Source organism: Novosphingobium sp. 9 (assembly GCF_025340265.1).
GTDB lineage: Bacteria > Pseudomonadota > Alphaproteobacteria > Sphingomonadales > Sphingomonadaceae > Novosphingobium.
Window position 1 is genome coordinate 2,449,911 of sequence record NZ_CP022707.1, and the last position, 20,154, is coordinate 2,470,064.

Below are 20,154 nucleotides of genomic sequence, written 5' to 3' on the forward strand. Positions count from 1 at the left end.
TGGCGCGAAGCGCATCACACCGGCGGCAGCGGTGCGTCGGCGTCCGTCTCGTGGACGTCTACCAGACCGCGACCGACATGGCTGTGGTTACGGCTGTAAGCGAAATAGACGACCAGCCCGACCAGCGCCCAGCCGATGAACAGAATGATCGTCTCCCACGAGAGGTTGTAGAAAAGGTAGGCGCAGCCGATGATCGCCAGCGGTGCGGTGATCATCAGAAACGGCGTGCGGAACGGACGCTTGCGCGAAGGGTCCGTGCGCCGCAGCACCACCACCGCGATCGACACCGCCATGAACGCGAACAGCGTGCCGGAGTTGGACACGTCCGCCAGCAGGCCAACCGGGAAGAACGCCGCGAACAGCGCCACGAAGATACCGGTCAGCACCGTCACGACGTGCGGGGTATGGAAGCGGGGATGCACTTTCGAGAAGAACTCGGGCAGCAGGCCGTCGCGGCTCATCACGAAGAAGATGCGGGTCTGGCCGAAAATCATCATCAGGATGACCGAAGGCAGCGCGATGATGGCGGCAGCACCGACCAGCCAGCCGACGAAGGGATGGCCGACCTGACGCAGCGTCCAGGCGAGGGCTTCCTTCGAGCAGACCACGGCCTGTTCATGGATCGACGAACAGGCCGCCGAAAGCGCGGGCGTTCCCGGCGAGAGCACTTCATGCCCCGGACCGAACACCGGCTGCGCACCCACGGTGCCGATCACGCCTGCGGCCACCAGCATGTAGAAGATGGTGCAGATCAGCAGGCTGCCGATCAGGCCGATCGGCATGTTGCGCTGGGGGTTCTTGGTCTCTTCGGCGGCGGTCGAAACCGCATCGAAGCCCACATAGGCGAAGAAGATCGACGCCGCCGCGCCCGAGATGCCCGCAAAGCCTAACGGCGCGAACGGCGTGAACTGGCCGGTCTTGATGACAGGCAGCGTCAGCAGCACGAAGAAGCCGAGCGCCAGGATCTTGATACCCACCAGCACGGCGTTGACTGTGGCGCTTTCCTTGGTACCGCGCACCAGCAGCGCCGTCACCGCCGCCGCGATCAGCATCGCGGGAAGGTTGATCACGCCGCCGTCGAACGGCCCGCGCACCAGCGCATGCGGTATGCTTATCTGGAAACTGGTGTTGAGCCAGCCAACGAAATAGCCCGACCAGCCCACCGAAACGGCACCTGCGGCAATCGCATACTCCAGGATCAGCGCCCAGCCCACCATCCAGGCGACCAGTTCGCCCATCACGGCGTAGCTGTAAGTATAGGCCGATCCCGAGACCGGCACCATGGCCGCCATCTCGGCGTAGCACAGCGCCGCCACGGCACAGACGAAACCGGCGATGATAAAGGAGAGCATCATGCCCGGCCCGGCCTTCTGCGCGGCTTCCGCCGTCAGCACGAAGATACCGGTGCCGATTACGGCGCCGATGCCCAGCATCGTCAACTGGAATGCGCCCAGCGAGCGATGCAGAGATTTCTTTTCAGCCGTCGCCAAAATGGCATCTAACGGCTTTACACGTCCGAACATGCGGATGGACCCCCGAATTTCTGGATGGCCCGGACGCTAACGACATGTTCACGCTTGGCAAGGGCCTAGATGCGCTGGTTCCCCGGCTTTTCGCGAACCGGTCCCCTTGCCGCGTCGCTTTTTCCCGGTTCGGGACGCAGCGAATTGCCGAGCCGAGACTGCGGGGCTAGAAGCAGGCACATGTCTACGACCTTCCAGATCGACACCGCCACCTCGCGCGCCACGCCCACGCCCGCGCCGATGAAGCGGCTGACCGTGCCCGCCATCCGCCGTCGCAAACAGGACGGCGTGACCGAAAATCCGGTCGTCATGCTGACCGCCTATACCGCGCGGCAGGCCCAGTTGCTCGATGCCCATTGCGACATGCTGCTGGTCGGCGACAGCCTCGGGCAAGTGATCTACGGCCTTCCCTCCAGCGTTCCAGTGACGATGGAGATGATGATCAACCATGGTGCTGCCGTGGTTCGGGGCAGCTATCACGCGGCGGTTCTCGTCGACATGCCTTTCGGTTCCTACGAGCAGTCTCCGCAGCAGGCCTTCGAGAATGCCGCAAGGCTGCTCAAGGAAACCGGCTGTGCTGGCGTGAAGCTGGAAGGCGGCGAAGCGATGGCCGAAACGATCGCCTTCCTGACGGCACGCGGCATTCCGGTGATGGGCCATATCGGCCTGACCCCGCAGGCGGTGAACCTGCTCGGCGGCTACAACGCGCGCGGTCGCAGCGAAGCGGAAGCCGCCAAGATCGTGGCCGATGCCCGCGCTCTCGATGCCGCAGGGGCCTTCGCGATCGTCGTCGAAGGCGTGGTCGAGCCGATCGCGATCGAGGCCACCCGTGCCTGTTCCTGCCCGGTCATCGGCATCGGCGGCTCTGCCCAGTGCGACGGGCAAGTGCTTGTCGCCGAAGACATGCTCGGCCTGTTCGAACGCGTGCCACGCTTCGTGAAGCGCTACGCCGACATGGCAGGCCTCGTCTCGCAGGCGGCGGAAGCTTACGCTCGCGAAGTGCGCGAGCGCAGCTTCCCAGGCATCGAGCAGACCTACCAGCCCAAAGCCTGACTGGCGGATCAGTTCACAGCACCAAGCGCGCTGGCCTTCTCTGCCAGTGCCAGCGCCTCGGTGCTGCCGCGATGCGTAGCTGCAAGCGCATAGGCCAGCGCGCGCGTCGCCAGCGGACTGGCACGCTGGAGGTCGTAGGCCCGGCGTGCATCGCTCAGACCCGCAGACAGGTTTCCACTCCCCACCTCCACGGCGGCAAGACGGCTCAGCACGGCCACATCGTCGCTGCCGCCATTGTCGCGCAGCCAGCGCAGCAGAGCAGCCGCGCGCAAAGGCCTTCCCTCTGCCTGTGCCTGCTGCCCCGCTGCCATCAGCGCAACCCGGCTCGCAGGATCTCGGGCGAGCCGAGCCTGAACCAGCGCCACGGCACCGGCACGATCGTTGGCCGCATCGAGCGCAGCCAGCCAGCGCAGGAACAGCCCATCGGGAAAACGGATCCCTGCCGCCTGACGATAGAGCGACATCGCCTGCTGCGGGTCATGCGCGGCCAAGGCAGCATCTCCGGCCAGCGAAAGGGCATCGTAGGAGCCGGGCGAATGCTTCAGTGCGGCCTCTGTCGCATTCAATGCCGTTTGCGTCCGGCTCTGAGCAAGCAGATCTGCCACGCTGGATGTGCCTGCAAGCACGTGCAATCCGGGTTGAGGGCCCCTTGCCGCGCGATCCAGCAAGACACCTGCCGCTTGTCTATCGCCCAGTGCCTCCTCGGCCCGAGCCAGCACGGTCAACAGGTAAGGCGTGGCGTCAGGCCTCGATGCAACATCCGAGAAACGCTGGATTACATAACTGTATTGCCCCGAGAGGTAGAGCACGCGGGCCAACAGGTTCTGCCCGGCACGGTCATCGGGGCGTTGCTGAAGCAACTTTTCCAGCCAATCCGACGATGTCGCATAATTGCCTGCATCCGCTTCCAGAACGCCATGCAAAAGCATGACACCCGGCATCGTATCAAGCGTCGTCCCGGCCCGCTCCAGCACCCCGCGAGCGAGCGTATATCGCCCTGCGCGGGCAGCTATAAGAGATTGAATATAGTAGGCATTCGCGTTTCCGGGTGAAACCGTCAGAAGGCGCCGCGTGGCAGCCAGTGCTGCAGTTCCCCGACCCATGTCGCACAAGGTCGCGGCATAGTCCGTCAGAACGCCGGCGTCATTGGGATCGACCCTCAGGGCATGTTCGAACCACGGCAGAGACGCCACGAGTCCCTGGCTGTCGCGCACAAGTTGTGCCGTAAAACGAAGAGCTTGCACGTTATTCGGCGCGAGTTCGATAGCTCGCCTTGCCGCTGCTATCGCATCGAGATGGCGCCCTGCGGCATAGTTCCAGCGGCCGACTTCCACCCACAACCCGGCATCGTTCGGCGCCAGCGTCAGGGCTTTACGATAGGCCTCTCCCGCAGCCCCGATGTTCCCGATCTGCAACTCGACAAGCGCCAGATTACGCCAGCCCTCCGGCGCAGAGGGTGAATCAAAATCTCTTGTTTCCAGCCATTTGCGAGCATTGTCCGGATCAGACTGGACGATATATGCCTCACCCATATAAGCCGCGACTGCGGCACGGCTCGCCCCTCCTGCCAGCGCCGCACGCAGCTTCATCTCCGCAGCAATGCCATCCCCGCTGCGCAAGGCATCACGCGCCTCTCCGATCAGGACACCCGGACCATCCTGGCGTGCAACAACAGCAGCAGGATGAACGATCAAGCTGGCCACCATGCCTGCCATGACCAGGAGCGGCACGGCCAGCGCCACCAGAATGCGGGCGCCGGGAAGAGACTTGGGCGGCGGCAGCGAGCGACGGAGCCGCCCCCGATCAGGCCTGCAGTTCGTACTGCTTGAGAAGGTCATAAAGCGTCGGTCGACTGATACCCAAGAGCTTGGCCGTACTGGAAATATTCCCCTCGCTACGGGCCAGGGCATGGCGGATCACCTTGCGATCCGCCTGCTCGCGCGCGGCCTTGAGGTTGAGCGCGCCGAGCACTTGCTCGTCGGGATCGAGCAGGTCGAGATCTGCGGCACTCACCAATTTTTCATCAGCCATGATGACGGCCCGCTTCACCCGATTTTCAAGTTCGCGCACGTTACCGGGCCAGTTCCATGCATCGATGGCAGCCAGCGCGTCTATGGAAAAGCCGCGCACCTGTGGGTTCATCTCACGCGCATGCCGCTGCAGAAATACCTTGGCGAGCAAGACCGCATCTCCTGGACGCTCCGCAAGCGCAGGGATTCGCACGACAATCTCGGCGAGGCGATAATAGAGATCTTCGCGGAAACGCCCGTCCGCAATCATCGCCTCAAGATTCTGGTGCGTGGCGCAGACGATCCGTGTGTCGACCGCGATCGCCTCTCGCGAACCGATCCGCTCGATAACCCGCTCCTGCAGAAAACGCAGAAGCTTCACCTGAAGCTGAAGCGGAATGTCGCCAACCTCATCCAGGAACAGCGTACCGCCTGCAGCCTGCTCGATCTTTCCCGGCGTCGTCTTAACGGCCCCGGTAAAGGCTCCCTTTTCGTGCCCGAAAAGTTCACTTTCCAACAGGTTTTCGGGAATGGCTGCGCAGTTTATGGCCACAAACTGCCCATGCGCTCGGCCACTTGCCTCATGCAGGCCCCTGGCCAGCAGTTCCTTGCCGGTCCCGCTTGCACCCAGCAGCATGACCGAAACCGAAGTACCCGCAACTCGCTCGATAGTCCGTGCGACCTTGACCATTTCAGGCGCTGCCGTGACCAGGCGCCCCAACACCTGTCCGCCTTCATCCACACGTTCCGCCAGCCGACGATTCTCGTCTTCCAGTCGGCGCAATTGCTGTGCACGACGAACGATCAGCCCAAGTGCATCGATGTCCACAGGCTTCTGATAAAAGTCATAAGCGCCACGAGCGATCGCCTGCAGAGCGCTCTCACGGGCATTATGTCCGCTCGCGACGATAATTTTCGTATCCGGCTTGATGGCCATAATCTCATCCAGGACGGCGAACCCCTCGCTCGTCCCGTCCGGGTCCGGCGGAAGGCCAAGATCCAGCGTCACGACGTCAGGGGCCTCGGCGCGCAATAACGCGATTGCCGAGGCGCGATCTCCTGCCAGAACGACATCAAAATCCTCGTAAGCCCACTTCAGCTGAGCCTGCAGGCCGGCATCGTCCTCGACAATGAGAAGTTTGGGGAGTGCCTTGAGGCCTTCATCACTCATCATGCTACTTTCTGGTGCGTTTCATCGGATGCAGCACCTGCTGATCCCGATTCGAGAGAGGCCGTGGCAAGCGGTAGATGGATCGTGAAGCGCGAGCCCAATCCTTCGCGGCTTTCCACATCCAGCCGCCCATGCATCGCCCGGACAAGCTCGCGCGCTTCGAATGCACCGATCCCGAAGCCGCCAGACTTCGTGGATACGAAAGGTTTGAACAGGCGACTGCGCACAAATTCGGCTGACATGCCGGAGCCGCTATCGACCACATCGATCCTCGCGCTGAGGCCCTCCGCGATCAAGGAGAGGCAAATCGGTGCATTTTCGGAGCTCGCATCAACGGCGTTCTGAACAAGATGGACCAGAACCTGTTCCAGCGAATGGCCATTGGCGACGATTGCCAGATCGGCTGCAGATGTCACATAGACGCCGTGCCGCCCCGCAAATCGATCAGCTACGGCTTGTACGAGTGGCGCTGCCCGCATCACCTCGACCCGCTCAACGCCGCCGGTTCCGTACCGTGACAGCCTGGCGATCAGGGCATTCAACTTTTCCGAAGAGCTTCGCAATGTCACCAGCATATCATCGCGGAACGCCTTCTTTTCCGCGTGAAGTTCAGCGTTGCGGGCGAGCAGGCTGAACTGGCTGGCCAGATTCTTGATGTCGTGCATGACAAAGGCAATGCGGCGATTGAACTCGTCGAACCGGGCCGAATCCGCGAGCGCCTCCTGGCTGCTGTTTTCCGCCAGAAACGCTGCGGCCTGCTGCCCCATTACGCGCAACAGATCGAAGTCTTCCCAATCCAGACGGCGCGCCATCGGCGGCCGTGCCAGCAAGACCATGCCAACGATCCGCTCGAAGTGAATGAGCGGCACCGCAGCCCAAATCCGATTGTCATCAAGCAGCCAATCGGGAACGTCATTCGCCTGCGGCCAGAGCTCACTTCCATCGCCGCGCAAATCATCGAGATCGATGATAAAACCGCTCTTCTCGAAATAGCCCACGTGAAGGGCATCCCATGCGACGGACGGAACCTCCAGATCGGGCCAGGTGAACCTTGCGGCAACAGCCAGATCGCCGCTATCTGCCGGCGTCAGAAGCACGCCTGCAGGACAATCGAAGACGTCCGCGATCGCCTGAATGACGCGCTCCCCAATCGGCCGGGCCCCGGCAACGTCGCTGGCGACCGTACGCGCGAAGCGTAACCACTCATCGCGATAATCGTAGCGATGCTGGAAGAAATGCTTGACCAGCATGACACGCATCCAGGCCCTGAGCCGGCGCGAGGGCAGCACGACCAGCGCCAACCCGCTTGCGAATGTCAGAAAGGTGAGTTCGACAAGCCTTGCCATGTCACCGCCCGCATAGGACAGCCATTGCCCGACAATCACCATCGCAATGAGATAGAGGCCGATCACCAGCAACGAAAATGTCTGGAACGCGACGGCTCTCGACGGTCGTAAACGCAGCGCATCCGCATTGCGCGCAGTTGCGACGCCCACGCAAGCGGCCAATGCCAGAGCTGCAGCACCTCGAAAGGCTGCCAGTTCCATCGGCCAACGATCAGCCAGATAAGCCACCGTATAAAGATTAAGCTCAAAAGCCCAGACGACGGCTATTCCAAGTACCGGCCAACGCAATATCCGGCGGGCATCGACAGCTGCGCCAACGTATAGATTATGGATCAGCACCAAGCCGCCCACTGTTGCCAGAAGCCGAAACAGAAGCTCCACGCCCGTCGCAAGCGCTTGGACGTCAGCTTCCAGAAGCCCGGTCGCCAGGGCAATATCCAGAATGACATGCAATATTTCGACGAAAGTCAGAGACAGTATAACCAGGCGCACCGGCGCGACGTTTTCCTCCCGGCCATCCGCCAGAAACATGCGGTAAATGGCAAAAAACCACCCCACGTTGCGGGCACTTTCCAGCACCGAAGGAAATGTGCTGTCCACCCCTTCACTGCCCAGCGCAGCATCAACCAGGCACCATATCGCCGTCAGCACCAGCGCGATCACGACCGGCGTTCCTGCTGCGCCAAGACGATCGCGACGCGGCAAAAGACATAGAACAGCGGCAAACATGGCACTGGCGGCGGTCACATCCAGCGCAATACCAATGCGCTCCCAGGTACTCGCGGCAAGCAGCACGTTCATCGCGCGCCCTCACTCCACAGTACGACCCGCAGCGTCTGCAGGATGATGATCAAATCGAGAAACGGCGTGTAGTTCTTGGCGTAGTAAAGATCGTACTCGAGCTTGTTGCGCGAATCCTCGATAGAGGCGCCATAGGGATAATTGATCTGTGCCCATCCGGTGATACCGGGCTTCACCATGTGACGCTCGGCATAGTAGCGCAATTGCTCCTCGAGTTCGGAGACGAACTGCGGGCGCTCCGGGCGCGGGCCGACAAAGCTCATCTGCCCTTTGAGCACGGTCCAGGCCTGCGGAAGTTCATCGATACGCACGAGGCGGATGAACCGTCCGATCCGGGTGACACGAGGGTCGTTCTTGGATGCCCATTGTGCGCCCGCAGCTTCCGCATCCGTACGCATGGAGCGCAGCTTGATCACATGAAACGGCTGACCATACAGGCCGACACGCACCTGACGGTAAAACGCCGGCCCTTTGCTGTCGATCTTCACCAGAAGCGCAAAGAACAGAATGACCGGCGCCGTGATCGCCAGTAGCAAAGCACTGACGAAGATATCAAAAATCCGCTTAGCAGCGCTGGATATGGCTCGCCCGGACGAAAAGCCATCCGAGAAGATCAACCAACTGGGATTGACGGTATCAAGATCGACACGCCCTGTCTCTCGTTCAAGGAAGCTCGAGAACTCGTTAACATGCACGCCCGCTGTCTTGATCCTCAAGAGATCTTTCAGAGGCAGGGCATTACGACGTTCCTCAAGGGCAAGAACGACTTCGCTGACGCCCATATTCTCTACATGTCGGGTCAGATTGTGGATCGCAGCGCGTGAAATCGCTTCCTCGACCACCGGCGGCCCCTCGCTCATGCCGACATAGCCGACGATGACGAATCCGCTCTCGGGCCGCTCGGCGAGATCACGCAGGCGCTTCGCCCGCTCACCCGCGCCAAGCACAAGGACCCGGCGACGAAACGCCGATGTGCCCAGAACACCACCCAGCAGCAGCCGGTTGAGGATCAGCAGTACAATGGCGAATGCCATGGAATAGGCCAGAGTGGACCGCCAGAAGTTCTGCCCCCCCGTCACGAAGTCCACGAAAGACAACGCGATGACGCCCAAGGAAATCGCGACCAACAGCCGCGCGGCGGCAAAGCGCATAGAACGCAATGCCTCCCCTCCGTAGACGCCGACAGCCATCATCGCGAGCGAGATCACCACAGCGAACGCTCCATGCCCCCTGCACGATCAGCGAATGTGCCTGCGCTCATGCCGATCTGGTCGGCACGCAGCCGCCACGACAGCTCATTGGCGCCGACAAGCAACAGCACATCGACGAGCCAGAGCAGGATCACCGCATGGGGAATGTAGTGTTTGAAAAGACGAATCATCGTCGAGTGCCAATCATCCTTGCACGCTCAGCGTTCACCATGCCAAGCTAGGATGAAAGACGTAAAATGTCGGTAAATCTGACAGCATTAATGCCATATACCGTACCAACTGACGGAAATCAGGCAATCGCCTTACGATTGCCCTGTCGGCATGCTTTACAAGCCTACGCCAAAAATACGGCAATCGCGAAGATCATCATCGGGAATGGTGCCCCTGGCCCGACTCGAACGGGCACGCCTTGCGACAAACGATTTTGAGTCGTTCGCGTCTACCATTCCGCCACAGGGGCACATAACCGGACGTGGAGGCGGCCTTAGCCGCCTACGCGCCCTTGCTCAAGTCAGTCTTTCAGCGCCGTCGCAACGATCTTGTGGAGACGCGAGTGCAGCGCATCATTGCCTGCCAGAATCTCCGTATCGCAAATCACGTTCGAGCGCCCCTTCCAGTCCGACACGAAACCACCGGCCTCGCGCACGAGCAGGCAGCCAGCCGCCGTATCCCAGGGCTTGAGGTCCGCTTCCCAGAAGCCTTCGTAACGCCCTGCCGCAACCCAGGCGAGATCCAGAGAAGCAGCGCCGAAACGACGAATTCCGGCAACCTGCGGCGCCAGAGCGTGATAGATCTTGGTCCACTGCCCGGCATCACCATGCCCGGCAAACGGAATACCGGTCGCGATCACGCTTTCGTCAAGATGACGACGCGACGAAACACGCAGGCGTGCGTCATGAAGCCATGCGCCGCGGCTCTTCTCTGCCCAGTAGCTTTCGTCCGTTACCGGGTTGTAGATCAGCCCGGCAGTCACCTCGCCCCAGCCCTTTCCATCCAGACGCGGTTCCTGGACGGCGATCGAAATCGCGAAATGCGGAATGCCGTGGAGGAAGTTCGTGGTACCGTCGAGCGGATCGACGATGAAGCGCGGCTTGTTGGGATCACCCTCGATCTCGCCGGCTTCCTCGAACAGGAAGCCCCAGTCCGGGCGAGCAGCACGCAGTTCATCCCAGATCGTGCGCTCGGAAGCCTGGTCGGCCTTGGACACGAAGTCGGAAGGCCCCTTGCGGCTGACCTGGAGGTGTTCGATTTCACCAAAATCGCGGCGCAGACGCGAACCCGCCTTGCGGGCCGCCTTCTCCATCACGCGAATGAGACCGGAAATGGCCATTTCAATCTACTCTTTGTAAGTGCCGACAGCGGGAAACCGGATGGCCTCCCGCTGCATGATATATCAGCGACCGCTGGAAGCCGAAGCTGCGCCGTCCTTGTCGGTCGGGCCGACCGCAGCGCCAGACGGAGCAGACGGCCCACCCGGCGCAGCGCCCGACTTGGCCTCGGCAGGGTTGTAACCACAGATCATCACCATCGCACTGAGCAGTTCGCTCATGTTCTCGCGATGGATCTTCTCCGGATTCTGCCTGATCACTTCATCCATCGAATGCGTGATCTTACCCAGCGAGTTGTTGTAAAGGCAGCCGACCAGCGCACCCTTGGCAGGCTGGTCAACGTTCTTCGATTCAAGACCGCTGATCAGCACCTTGAGGTACAGCATCGCGTTTTTCACTTCGGCTTCCGAAGCGGGCGGCTGCGGCAGCGAAGCGGCGGGAGCGTGCGCGGCCGGCTTGGCTGCTGCCTTCTTGGCAGGCGCTGCAGCCAAGGCTGGCGTGGCCGCCACGGCGAAAGCCGCGGCTGCCAGGATCGTGGTCTTGAACGTGTGCATCAATCTGCCTTCCTCACGTAGGCCTTCTCGTAGACATCGACGATGATGCGCGTGCCGCTCTCGATATGAGGCGGAACCATGACGCGCACGCCGTTGTCGAGAATGGCCGGCTTGTAGCTCGACGATGCCGTCTGTCCTTTGACGACGGCATCGGCTTCAACGATGGTCGCCTCGACCTGTTCCGGCAACTGAACCGAGATGGGACGCTCTTCCCACAGTTCGAGCAGAACCTGCATGCCGTCCTGCAGGAAGGCAACAGCATCGCCGAGCAGATCGGAAGGCAGCTGGATCTGGTCGTAGGTCTCGATGTCCATGAACACGAGCTGGTCGCCTTCGACGTACAGAAACTGGAAGTCCTTGGTATCGAGGCGCACGCGCTCGACCGTATCGGCGCTGCGGAAACGCACGTTGGTCTTGCGGCCATCAATCAGGTTCTTCATCTCAACCTGCATGAAGGCACCGCCCTTGCCGGGCTGGGTATGCTGGGTCTTGGCGACCTTCCAGATACCCTTTTCGTATTCGAGAATGTTACCGGGGCGAATGTCGACGCCGCTGATCTTCATGAGCTTGAGCCTTGACCTGGGAAAGAGCTGTCCAGCCCGTACAGGGCAGGAAGGATTGCGCCCTTAGCTTACCGCCGTGCCTGTGGCAATTGCTTCGCGGCAGTGCTAGCGCTGGGCACCATGAACCGTACCCTGCCGACCTTCCGTATTTTCCGCAGCACTGCCGGTATTCGGCGCGCCTTCTCGCGGCTCGCCGCCTTGGGCATAGCCTTGGTGATGCTCGGCACAACAGGCAGCGCCATCGCCTCGAAGGGGACGCCCCCACCGGTACCTGGTGGTCCGCTGCATACGTTGCCGCTAGGCCACTATGAGTGCGAGATGCCCGGCGATGCGACAGGCGCAGTTGGCAAGCCGATGAACAGTTTCGACTTTCAGGTCGTCATCGGCTCCAGCTACAAGGCACAGGGCGTGCGAGGCAGCTATCTTTATACCGGAGAAAAGGTCGTGATGACAGGCGGCGTCCTGAAAGGCCTGGCATTCCACCGCATATCCAATGGCTTCCTGCGCAAGCTCAATGCCAACGGCAGCGATAGCGACATGCGCTGCGTACTATCCGCTCACGTAAAGTAACGCAGCAGCCGAAACACCGGAGCAATTCATTCGTTCCGGGCTGATGCCCAGAGAAATCGAAGATACGGCGCCTCCCGCGCCACCGGCGACACTGGATGTGATTCGCGCCAATATAGTGCTCTACGCCGCACTTGCGGCGAATGTCGGCATCGCCATTGCCAAATTCATTGCTGCTTTGATCAGCGGGTCGTCCTCCATGGCCACAGAAGGCGTTCATTCGCTCGTCGACAGCGGAAACCAGATCCTTCTTCTCCACGGCCAAAAGCGGGCTGCCCGTCCACCCGATGCAGCGCACCCCTTCGGCTACGGCCGCGAGCTCTATTTCTGGGCATTCGTGGTTGCGATCCTGATCTTCGCAGTCGGCGCCGGCGTTTCGATCTACGAAGGCATCGACCACATCCGCAACCCGCACCCTATCGCGGACGCAACGCTGAATTACATTGTCCTTGGCATTGCATTTCTCCTTGAGGGCGCCTCATGGATAGTGGCCGTGCGGGAATTCAATACGGGACGGGGCAAACTTTCCTGGTGGCAGGCCATTCACCGCTCAAAAGATCCGTCAGGGTTCATCGTGTTGTTCGAGGACAGCGCCGCCCTGATCGGCCTGATCATCGCCGGGCTGGGCGTGTGGGGCAGTGACCATTTCGATGATGCGCGGATCGACGGCGCCGCTTCGGTCGCAATCGGCATCGTACTGGGCTGCGTAGCCATGCTGCTCGCGCGGGAAGCCAAGGGTTTGCTTATAGGGGAAGCTGCAGACCCGGAGCTTATCGATCGCCTTCAAGCCGTACTGGACGCAGAACCGAACATCGATGCAGTCAATCACATCCGCACCATCCATACGGCGCCGAAGGCTGTATTTGTCGCCATCAGCGCGGACTTTGCGGACAGTTTGCCTATGGGGGAAGCCGAAACGCTGATCGAGCGACTGGAAGAGCGCATGAAGGCGCTCTCCCCTGCTATTACATCGATCTACATCCGCCCGGAAAAACGCGAAAACGCCTTCACCGCCCCCTAGAAACAGGCTTCAGAGATCGTTTGAAAAATGCCTTTGAGAGGCGTTTTTGAAGCTGCACCGGCCCTCTCCTCCACCCTGCCACCCGCAGGATACTACCGTTGGGTGGTAGGATGAGGGAGAAGGCCGACGCCGTAAAATTCGCTGTTCGCGAATTTTCAAACGGACTCTCAGATCAGTAGACGCCACCGAACTGCGAAGCAAAATCCTGCTGGTCAGCTTGCTGCTGCGCCTGAGCCGCCTGCTGACGGGCATCGCGCGCATCGCGGATTTGCGCCACCAAGGCATCGCGGCGACGGGTGAATTCGTCTTCCGCCGTATATTTGCGTGGCTCGGTGTCGGGCTTGAAGGCCTCCCAGATAACCGCCGCCTTGGGATCATCGGTCGGCTCCACACCGAACACCCGCTTGCCGGTGACACGATCGATCCGGACCATGCGAATACCTGCAGGGGCAGTCAGCGGACTGGTGCTCCAGCGCTCGCGCGTCGCCTCGATCACGCGCTGCATGACCGGCGCTGCGATACGCCCGCCCTGCGCTGCACCGCCCAGCGAGCGGGGATTGTCGTAACCCAGATAGACGCCGCCAACGTAATCCTGATTGCCGCCCATGAACCAGACGTCGGTAGGGCCATTCGTCGTACCCGTCTTGCCGAACAGCGGCAGGTTCAGCGCGCGCAGTCGCGCGGCCGTACCGCGAATGACCACGCCTTCCAGCATGTGGATCACCTGGTAGGCGGTGTCGGCATCGATCACCTGCTTGCCCTTGCGCTGGATACGCGGCATCGGCTTCCCATCCCATTGCGGCATATTGCAGGTATCGCAGTGGCGGCTGTCCGAAGACCAGATCACTTTACCGTTGCGGTCCTGCACATAGTCGATGAACGACGAAGGATACTGCACACCGTCATTCGCCATTGCCGAATAGGCATTGGTCATGCGGTAGACCGTGGTCTCCCCTGCGCCCAGTGCGAATGAAAGATAGGGTTTGTAATCGCCGATCCCGAAATTGTGGAACGTGCGGATAACCCGCGGCATTCCCGTTTCATTGGCGATGCGCACCGTCATCAGGTTGCGGGACTGCTCAAGCCCCCAGCGCAACGTGTGCATGCCGCCGCCGCCTTCGTTGCCGAAGTTGCGGAAACACTTCTGACCGAGCGACCCGCCCTGATAAACGCAGAACGTACCGTCGAGCACCTGCGAGGCCGGGGTCATGCCTGCCTGAAGTGCCGTGGCATAAACGAAGGGCTTGATCGTCGAACCCGGCTGGCGCTCTGCCTGAATGGCGCGATTGAAGCTGCCGAGGCCGGAATCGAACCCGCCCTGCATGGCCAGGATGCGCCCGCTTCCCGGCTGCTCCAGAATCATGCCGCCGGAAATTTCAGGGATAGTCCGAACCGCATACGTGCTGTCGGAAACCGGCTCGGCGACAATCACGTCGCCCAGTTTCGCCCGGTCGGGAATGTTCGTCAGTTGTGCAGTCTTGCCATCGGTAAAGCCGATCTGCTTGCCATCCAGAATGACGCCCACACGCCAGTTCTTGTAGTGAACCGTCTTGTTCGAACCGATCAGTTCGGATTGCCAGTTATCCAGCGAACTGATGTGCGCGATCGGCCCGTGCCAGGGGCCATTGCCCTGGAACTGGAGCATCTGCGCGCGCAACGAATCGCGAACTGCGCCCTGCATCTGCGGATCGAGCGAGGTGCGCACCCACAGACCACCCGCATAGACGCTGTTCGGTCCGTCCTTGGCATTCTCGCCGTACTTGTCGATCAGACGCTGGCGCACTTCCTCGATGAAATAGCCGTAGGACGGGTCCCAGGCATCGCTGCGCTGAACGACCAGTCCCAGAGGTTCGGCCTTGGCGGCTTCGGCATCGGCCCTGCTGGCCCAGCCATTGCGCACCATCTGATCGAGCACCCAGTTACGACGCTCGATCGCACGGTCCTCGGCCTTCTTGCGACCGTAGACTTCGGGTGCGCGGGGCAGGATCGCAAGGAATGCGCTCTGCGCGAGCGTCAACTGGTCGACATCCTTGTCGAAATAGGCGCGCGCCGCAGCCTGCACACCGAACGAACGGCGGCCAAGCGGAATCTCGTTGAGATAGAGTTCGAGAATCTGCTGCTTGGTCAGCGCTTCCTCGATCCGGCGGGCGACGACCATTTCCTTGAGCTTGCGCGTGACCGAGTACTCGTCGCCGATCAGGATGTTCTTGGCAACCTGCTGGGTGATCGTCGAGCCGCCCTTAGCGCGAACGCCGGTGCCGAACTTCGATGCATAATCGAGCACCGCTCCCGCCAGACCGCCCAGATCGACGCCTCCGTGCGTCCAGAAGGTACGGTCCTCCGCTGAAAGGAAGGCGTTGTAGACCTGAGGGGGGATGTCCTGGAAGCGCAACTGAACGCGGCGTTCACGCGCATAGCTGTAGATGATCGCTCCGTCGCCATCACGGACCATGGTCGGCAACGGCGGCTGATAGGTCAGCAGCGTATTCGCATCGGGCAGATCCCGCGTAAAAACGATCCAGAAACCGGTGAAGGCAAGCAGCCCGGCAAGGAACACGTAAGAGAACCGACGCAACCACTTGCGGCGCTTCCAGCTGGCAGCGATCCTGCCCGTCAGGCCGCCGAAGCGACCGCCTCCCTTGCGCCGCAGCGTGTAATGTCCATCTGGACCTTGCGGCTCTTCCGGTTCGAATGTGGCGTCGGTCATTGCCGCAGCCCTCTAGCACGAGGCTTTCGGACAAGACCAGACACGAGGCGCCTCAGAGACCGGATTTCGTGGCAAAATAGATGCGGATCGACCGCACCACGGCATCCGCGATCATGTCGCGACCCTGCACAGAGCCCAGAAACGCAGCATCCTGCGGATTGTTGATGTAACCGGTCTCGAACAGGATCGACGGAATATCCGGCGCCTTCAGCACCGCCAGCGCCGCCGTCTGCACATCGTTTCGGTGAAGCCCCACCTTCCCGTCCAGCTCGCGCAGGAGAATACTCCCCATCCTTGCGGACTGCGCCTGCGCGCCGCGTTGGGACAGGTCGAGCAGAATGGACCCCACGCCATTGTCGAGATGCGAAAGTGCGACACCATTGATCCGCCCGTTCTGCGCATCGCTGGCCGCAAAGCGCTGCGCAGCCTCGTCAGACCCCTTTTCCGACAGCGCATAGACGCTCGCCCCGCGTGCGGTATCCTCGGGCGCGCTGTCGGCGTGAATGGAGATAAACAGATCGGCATTCAGCCGCCGCGCTATTTCAGGCCGATCTCGCAGCGAGACGAAGCGATCGGTATCGCGGGTCAGCGCTACGCGAATGCCACCCTGGGCCAGAAGCCCGGCGCGCACCGCCTTTGCGATCGCGAGCGCGACATCCTTTTCCCGCAGCGCCCCCTGCCCCGCCCCCGGATCGAAACCGCCATGCCCAGCATCGATCACCACCAGAGGACGCGCAGGGTCTGCCGGCCCGTCGATGCGCGGCAGTCCGGCGGCCACTTGCGATGATGGCAGGTCAAAGCGCAGCATCGCACTATCGTCAGCCCGCGCCGCCATGACTGCGGCATGAGAAACCAGCACCAACACCATGACCGACAGCAGCGCCGCCATACAGGCAACAACCAGGGATAATGGCGGAGCGCGACGCGACATGGACCAATGGTTAAGTCGCCCAACGCTGCTCCACAATTCGATCTCGGCACTTTCCCCCGATTCGTTTCCGCGTTTGCGCAACGAAAGTTCCTTGCCCTGTCACGCCCTTGTAACTTGCCGTTGCGGGACAGGGGTGCTAGGCCCAGACAGCCGGAGCCTAATCAAGCCTCCCGGTCGCGCGCCCTGCCGGACATTGAAATCCGGAACTGGTCCCACCAGATGACGCCGTAGACCGGATTGCAGAACCATTGCTCCTTGGCATGACCACCGGGAAAATCCTTTTCCGGATCAGCAGGTTGACGCGAGTCATGAGAAGTACGTTGCAGCCCCGCCAGCCAATGCCCGTCAGGGCATGGGCGGTGTTGCCGCAACGCGCCGCGCGATTGCAATCGCCGCGCGGCCTGATGACCGCAGTCGCAATGCCCGCCGCTGTGGCAGGCCCGATCGACACATGTCTTTTCGCGATCAAGGCGCCGGATCGCCTCGGTCATTACGTTACCCTGCCCTGCAACGCGATGGGCTCGGCCGCTTTCGGCGAGCATGAACCAGCCGCGTCGGGCACCCCCGAAATTGATGGCGCCCTCCCGGAAGATCCGGTCGGACAGCGGCGCCTATGGAGAAATTACAATGGCAACGCGCATGCTCATCGATGCGCGCCACCCGGAAGAAACGCGGGTGGCGGTCCTCAAGGGACACCGGATTGAAGAATTCGACTTCGAGTCGGCTGACCGCAAGCAGCTGAAAGGCAACATCTATCTCGCGAAGGTAACGCGCGTGGAGCCTTCGCTTCAGGCTGCCTTCGTCGATTTCGGCGGAAACCGTCACGGCTTCCTCGCCTTCAGCGAAATCCATCCCGATTACTATCAGATCCCCAAGGAGGACCGCGAGGCCCTGCTGGCGGAAGAAGCTGCCCATGCCGAAGAGGAAGCCGCGCTGCGCGCCAGCGAGTCCGACGAAGAGGATGATGGCGACGATTACGAAGACGGCGGCCTGACCGAAGTCGACACGTCCGAAAAGGATGAAGTCGCGATCCTTGAAGACGGCAACGTCGAACGCGGCTTTGGCGAGGACGAGGAAGAAGAAGGCGAGAACACCGGCCGTAGCCATCGCGGTCGCCGCCGTCAGGGTGGCCGTAATGCGGGCCGCTCGAAGGAAGCCGATGACCTGCGCGCCAAGCGCATGGCACTGCGCCGCCGCTACAAGATCCAGGACGTGATCCACCGCCGTCAGGTTCTGCTGGTTCAGGTCGTCAAGGAAGAGCGCGGCAACAAGGGCGCCGCCCTCACCACCTACCTCTCGCTGGCTGGCCGCTACTGCGTGCTTATGCCCAATTCGAGCCATGGCGGCGGCATCAGCCGCAAGATCAGCTCGGCCTCGGACCGCAAGCGCCTGAAGTCGATCATCGCCGAGCTGCAGCTGCCGCGCTCGATGGGCTGTATCGTCCGCACCGCCGGGCTCCAGCGCACCAAGACCGAGATCAAGCGCGATTTCGATTACCTTGCGCGCCTGTGGGACGAACTGCGTGAGCGCACGATGCACTCGGCAGCCCCTGCCCTGATCCACTCGGACAGCGACCTCATCAAGCGCGCCATCCGCGACATCTACAACCGCGATATCGAAGAAGTCGTCGTCGAGGGCGAGGATGGCTATCGCGCCGCGCGCGACTTCATGAAGCTGCTCATGCCCAGCCATGCGCGCAAGGTGAAGCCCTATTCCGACCCCGTTCCGCTGTTCCAGCGCTTCGGCGCCGAAGACCAGCTGACCGCGATGTACGATCCGGTCGTGCAGCTGAAGTCGGGCGGCTATATCGTCATCAACCCGACCGAGGCCCTGGTCTCGATCGACATCAACTCGGGCCGCGCCACCAAGGAGCATGGCATCGAGCAGACCGCGACGGCCACCAATCTTGAGGCTGCGCACGAAATCGCCCGCCAGTTGCGCCTGCGCGACATGGCCGGCCTCGTCGTCATCGACTTCATCGACATGGAGTACGGCTCCAACGTCCGCAAGGTCGAGAAGGCGATGAAGGAAGCGCTCAAGAACGATCGCGCCCGCATCCAGGTCGGTCGCATCTCCAGCTTCGGCCTGATGGAAATGAGCCGCCAGCGCCTGCGCACCGGCGTGCTGGAATCAACGACGCGCTCGTGCCCGCACTGCGATGGCACCGGCCTTGTCCGCACCGCCAGCTCGGCAGGCCTCTCGGCACTGCGTCTGATCGAGGACGAAGCTGCCAAGGGCCGCGGCATCGTCATCCAGCTGTTCGCCAGCACCGAGGCCGCCGTCTACCTGCTCAACACCAAGCGTGCGGACCTGGCGGATATCGAAGCCCGCTACGGCGTGACCGTCGAGGTCATTCCCGAGGGTGAGAACGAAGGCGCCAAGATGCGTGTCGGCTCGTCCGGCCCGCGCAACGACTTCGTGCCGCGCTTCGATCCGATCGCCGAAGAGGTCGAGGACGACTTCATCGAGGACGAGTACGCCGAAGAGGAACTGGAAGAGGCCGAAGAGCGCGCCGCTGCCCCTGCTTCCGACGAAGACGGTGGCTCGCGCCGCAAGCGCCGTCGCCGTCGTCGCGGTCGCGGTCAGGACCGTCAGGACAATCAGGCCAATGCCGGCTCGCCCGAGGACGAAGCGGCTGCCGACGCTGAAGGCGATGAGGGCGAAGACGTTGAAGCCGACGCTCCCGAAAGCAACGACGATGCTCAGGCACCCAAGAAGCGCCGTCGTCGCGGAGGCCGTCGTCGCCGTGGCCGTCGTGGCGATGAAACGGAAGCGCTGAACGAAGGCGAGACTGAGGGCGAGGCCGAAGGCGAAGAAGCGCCCGAGGCCATCGAAGCCGCTGACGTCGAAGTCGAAGCAGCGCCCGTCGTCGAAGCTCCGGCTGAGGTCATTGCCGAAGCGCCCAAGAAGCGCACGCGTCGCAAGAAGACCGTCGCATCCGACACGGCAGCCGACGAGACCGCCGCCGTTGCCGCAGCGACGCCTGAACCGGCAGCAGTCGAGGCCGAAGTGGCAGAGAAGCCCAAGCGCACGCGCCGCAAGAAGGCCGATGCCGCCCCTGCGGAAGAAGCGCCTTCCGTCGAGGCCGAGGCTGCGCCGGAGAAGCCCAAGCGCACGCGCCGCAAGAAGGCAGACGCTGCACCTGTGGAAGACGCTCCGGCTGCCGTGGAAGAAGCACCCGCCAAGCCCAAGCGCACGCGCCGCAAGAAGGCCGACGTGGAAGCCGAAGCGACGGTGGAGCAGGCCCCTGTCGCTGAACCTGAAGCCGTTCCGGTTGCCCAGGAGGACACTCCCGTCGAAGCCCCGGCTGACGGCGCAGCGGCTCCGCGTCGCGGCTGGTGGCAGCGCACTTTCGGCGAATAAATAAGC

The 20,154-nt window shown here is 62.0% G+C and carries 14 protein-coding genes, 1 tRNA gene and 1 pseudogene; 4 read left to right on the forward strand and 12 right to left on the reverse strand.

Annotated features, from left to right (window positions below; genetic code table 11):
- Window positions 1–14: 14 nt before the first annotated feature.
- On the reverse strand, window positions 15–1,523 hold the full coding sequence (locus CI805_RS12035) for an amino acid permease (RefSeq protein WP_260923612.1): 1,509 nt from the start codon (window positions 1,521–1,523) through the stop codon (window positions 15–17).
- Between the two features lie 180 nt (window positions 1,524–1,703).
- On the opposite strand from CI805_RS12035, the gene panB reads away from it, so the two are divergent.
- Window positions 1,704–2,576, forward strand: coding sequence for a 3-methyl-2-oxobutanoate hydroxymethyltransferase (gene panB / locus CI805_RS12040; protein WP_260923614.1), 873 nt, complete (start codon window positions 1,704–1,706; stop codon window positions 2,574–2,576).
- 8 nt (window positions 2,577–2,584) lie between these two features.
- Here panB and CI805_RS12045 read toward each other — a convergent pair whose 3' ends face one another.
- From CI805_RS12045 to efp, 8 genes and pseudogenes are all read right to left on the reverse strand, one after another.
- Window positions 2,585–4,306, reverse strand: a complete 1,722-nt coding sequence (locus CI805_RS12045) for a tetratricopeptide repeat protein (protein ID WP_260923615.1) — start codon at window positions 4,304–4,306, stop codon at window positions 2,585–2,587.
- A gap of 73 nt (window positions 4,307–4,379) precedes the next feature.
- Window positions 4,380–5,756: a PEP-CTERM-box response regulator transcription factor gene (gene prsR / locus CI805_RS12050; RefSeq protein WP_260927961.1), complete on the reverse strand. Its 1,377-nt coding sequence runs from the start codon at window positions 5,754–5,756 to the stop codon at window positions 4,380–4,382.
- On the reverse strand, window positions 5,756–7,903 hold the full coding sequence (gene prsK, locus CI805_RS12055) for an XrtA/PEP-CTERM system histidine kinase PrsK (RefSeq protein ID WP_260923617.1): 2,148 nt from the start codon (window positions 7,901–7,903) through the stop codon (window positions 5,756–5,758). The genes prsR and prsK overlap by 1 nt, the downstream gene beginning before the upstream one ends.
- Window positions 7,900–9,284, reverse strand: a pseudogene (locus CI805_RS12060) (TIGR03013 family XrtA/PEP-CTERM system glycosyltransferase). The gene prsK and the pseudogene CI805_RS12060 overlap by 4 nt, the downstream one beginning before the upstream one ends.
- Window positions 9,285–9,490: 206 nt before the next feature.
- Window positions 9,491–9,574: transfer RNA gene (locus tag CI805_RS12065), tRNA-Leu, on the reverse strand.
- A gap of 51 nt (window positions 9,575–9,625) precedes the next feature.
- Window positions 9,626–10,444: an inositol monophosphatase family protein gene (locus CI805_RS12070; protein WP_260923619.1), complete on the reverse strand. Its 819-nt coding sequence runs from the start codon at window positions 10,442–10,444 to the stop codon at window positions 9,626–9,628.
- Window positions 10,445–10,507: 63 nt separating this feature from the next.
- Window positions 10,508–10,996 (reverse strand): hypothetical protein, encoded by a 489-nt coding sequence (locus tag CI805_RS12075; protein WP_260923621.1) that lies wholly within the window; start codon window positions 10,994–10,996, stop codon window positions 10,508–10,510.
- Window positions 10,996–11,559 (reverse strand): elongation factor P, encoded by a 564-nt coding sequence (efp, locus tag CI805_RS12080; protein WP_260923623.1) that lies wholly within the window; start codon window positions 11,557–11,559, stop codon window positions 10,996–10,998. The genes CI805_RS12075 and efp overlap by 1 nt, the downstream gene beginning before the upstream one ends.
- 120 nt (window positions 11,560–11,679) lie before the next feature.
- Here efp and CI805_RS12085 point away from each other — a divergent pair, with 120 nt between their 5' ends.
- On the forward strand, window positions 11,680–12,129 hold the full coding sequence (locus CI805_RS12085; RefSeq protein ID WP_260923625.1) for a hypothetical protein: 450 nt from the start codon (window positions 11,680–11,682) through the stop codon (window positions 12,127–12,129).
- A gap of 43 nt (window positions 12,130–12,172) precedes the next feature.
- On the forward strand, window positions 12,173–13,147 hold the full coding sequence (locus tag CI805_RS12090; protein WP_260923627.1) for a cation diffusion facilitator family transporter: 975 nt from the start codon (window positions 12,173–12,175) through the stop codon (window positions 13,145–13,147).
- A gap of 172 nt (window positions 13,148–13,319) precedes the next feature.
- Here CI805_RS12090 and CI805_RS12095 read toward each other — a convergent pair whose 3' ends face one another.
- From CI805_RS12095 to CI805_RS12105, 3 genes are all read right to left on the reverse strand, one after another.
- A complete protein-coding gene (locus CI805_RS12095) occupies window positions 13,320–15,854 on the reverse strand; it encodes a penicillin-binding protein 1A (RefSeq protein ID WP_260923629.1) in 2,535 nt (844 codons plus the stop codon).
- A gap of 52 nt (window positions 15,855–15,906) precedes the next feature.
- On the reverse strand, window positions 15,907–16,743 hold the full coding sequence (locus CI805_RS12100) for an N-acetylmuramoyl-L-alanine amidase (protein WP_260923631.1): 837 nt from the start codon (window positions 16,741–16,743) through the stop codon (window positions 15,907–15,909).
- Between the two features lie 203 nt (window positions 16,744–16,946).
- Window positions 16,947–17,276: a hypothetical protein gene (locus CI805_RS12105; protein ID WP_260923633.1), complete on the reverse strand. Its 330-nt coding sequence runs from the start codon at window positions 17,274–17,276 to the stop codon at window positions 16,947–16,949.
- A 136-nt stretch (window positions 17,277–17,412) separates the two neighbouring features.
- Here CI805_RS12105 and CI805_RS12110 point away from each other — a divergent pair, with 136 nt between their 5' ends.
- On the forward strand, window positions 17,413–20,148 hold the full coding sequence (locus tag CI805_RS12110) for a ribonuclease E/G (protein ID WP_260923636.1): 2,736 nt from the start codon (window positions 17,413–17,415) through the stop codon (window positions 20,146–20,148).
- The last annotated feature ends 6 nt before the right edge of the window (window positions 20,149–20,154 follow it).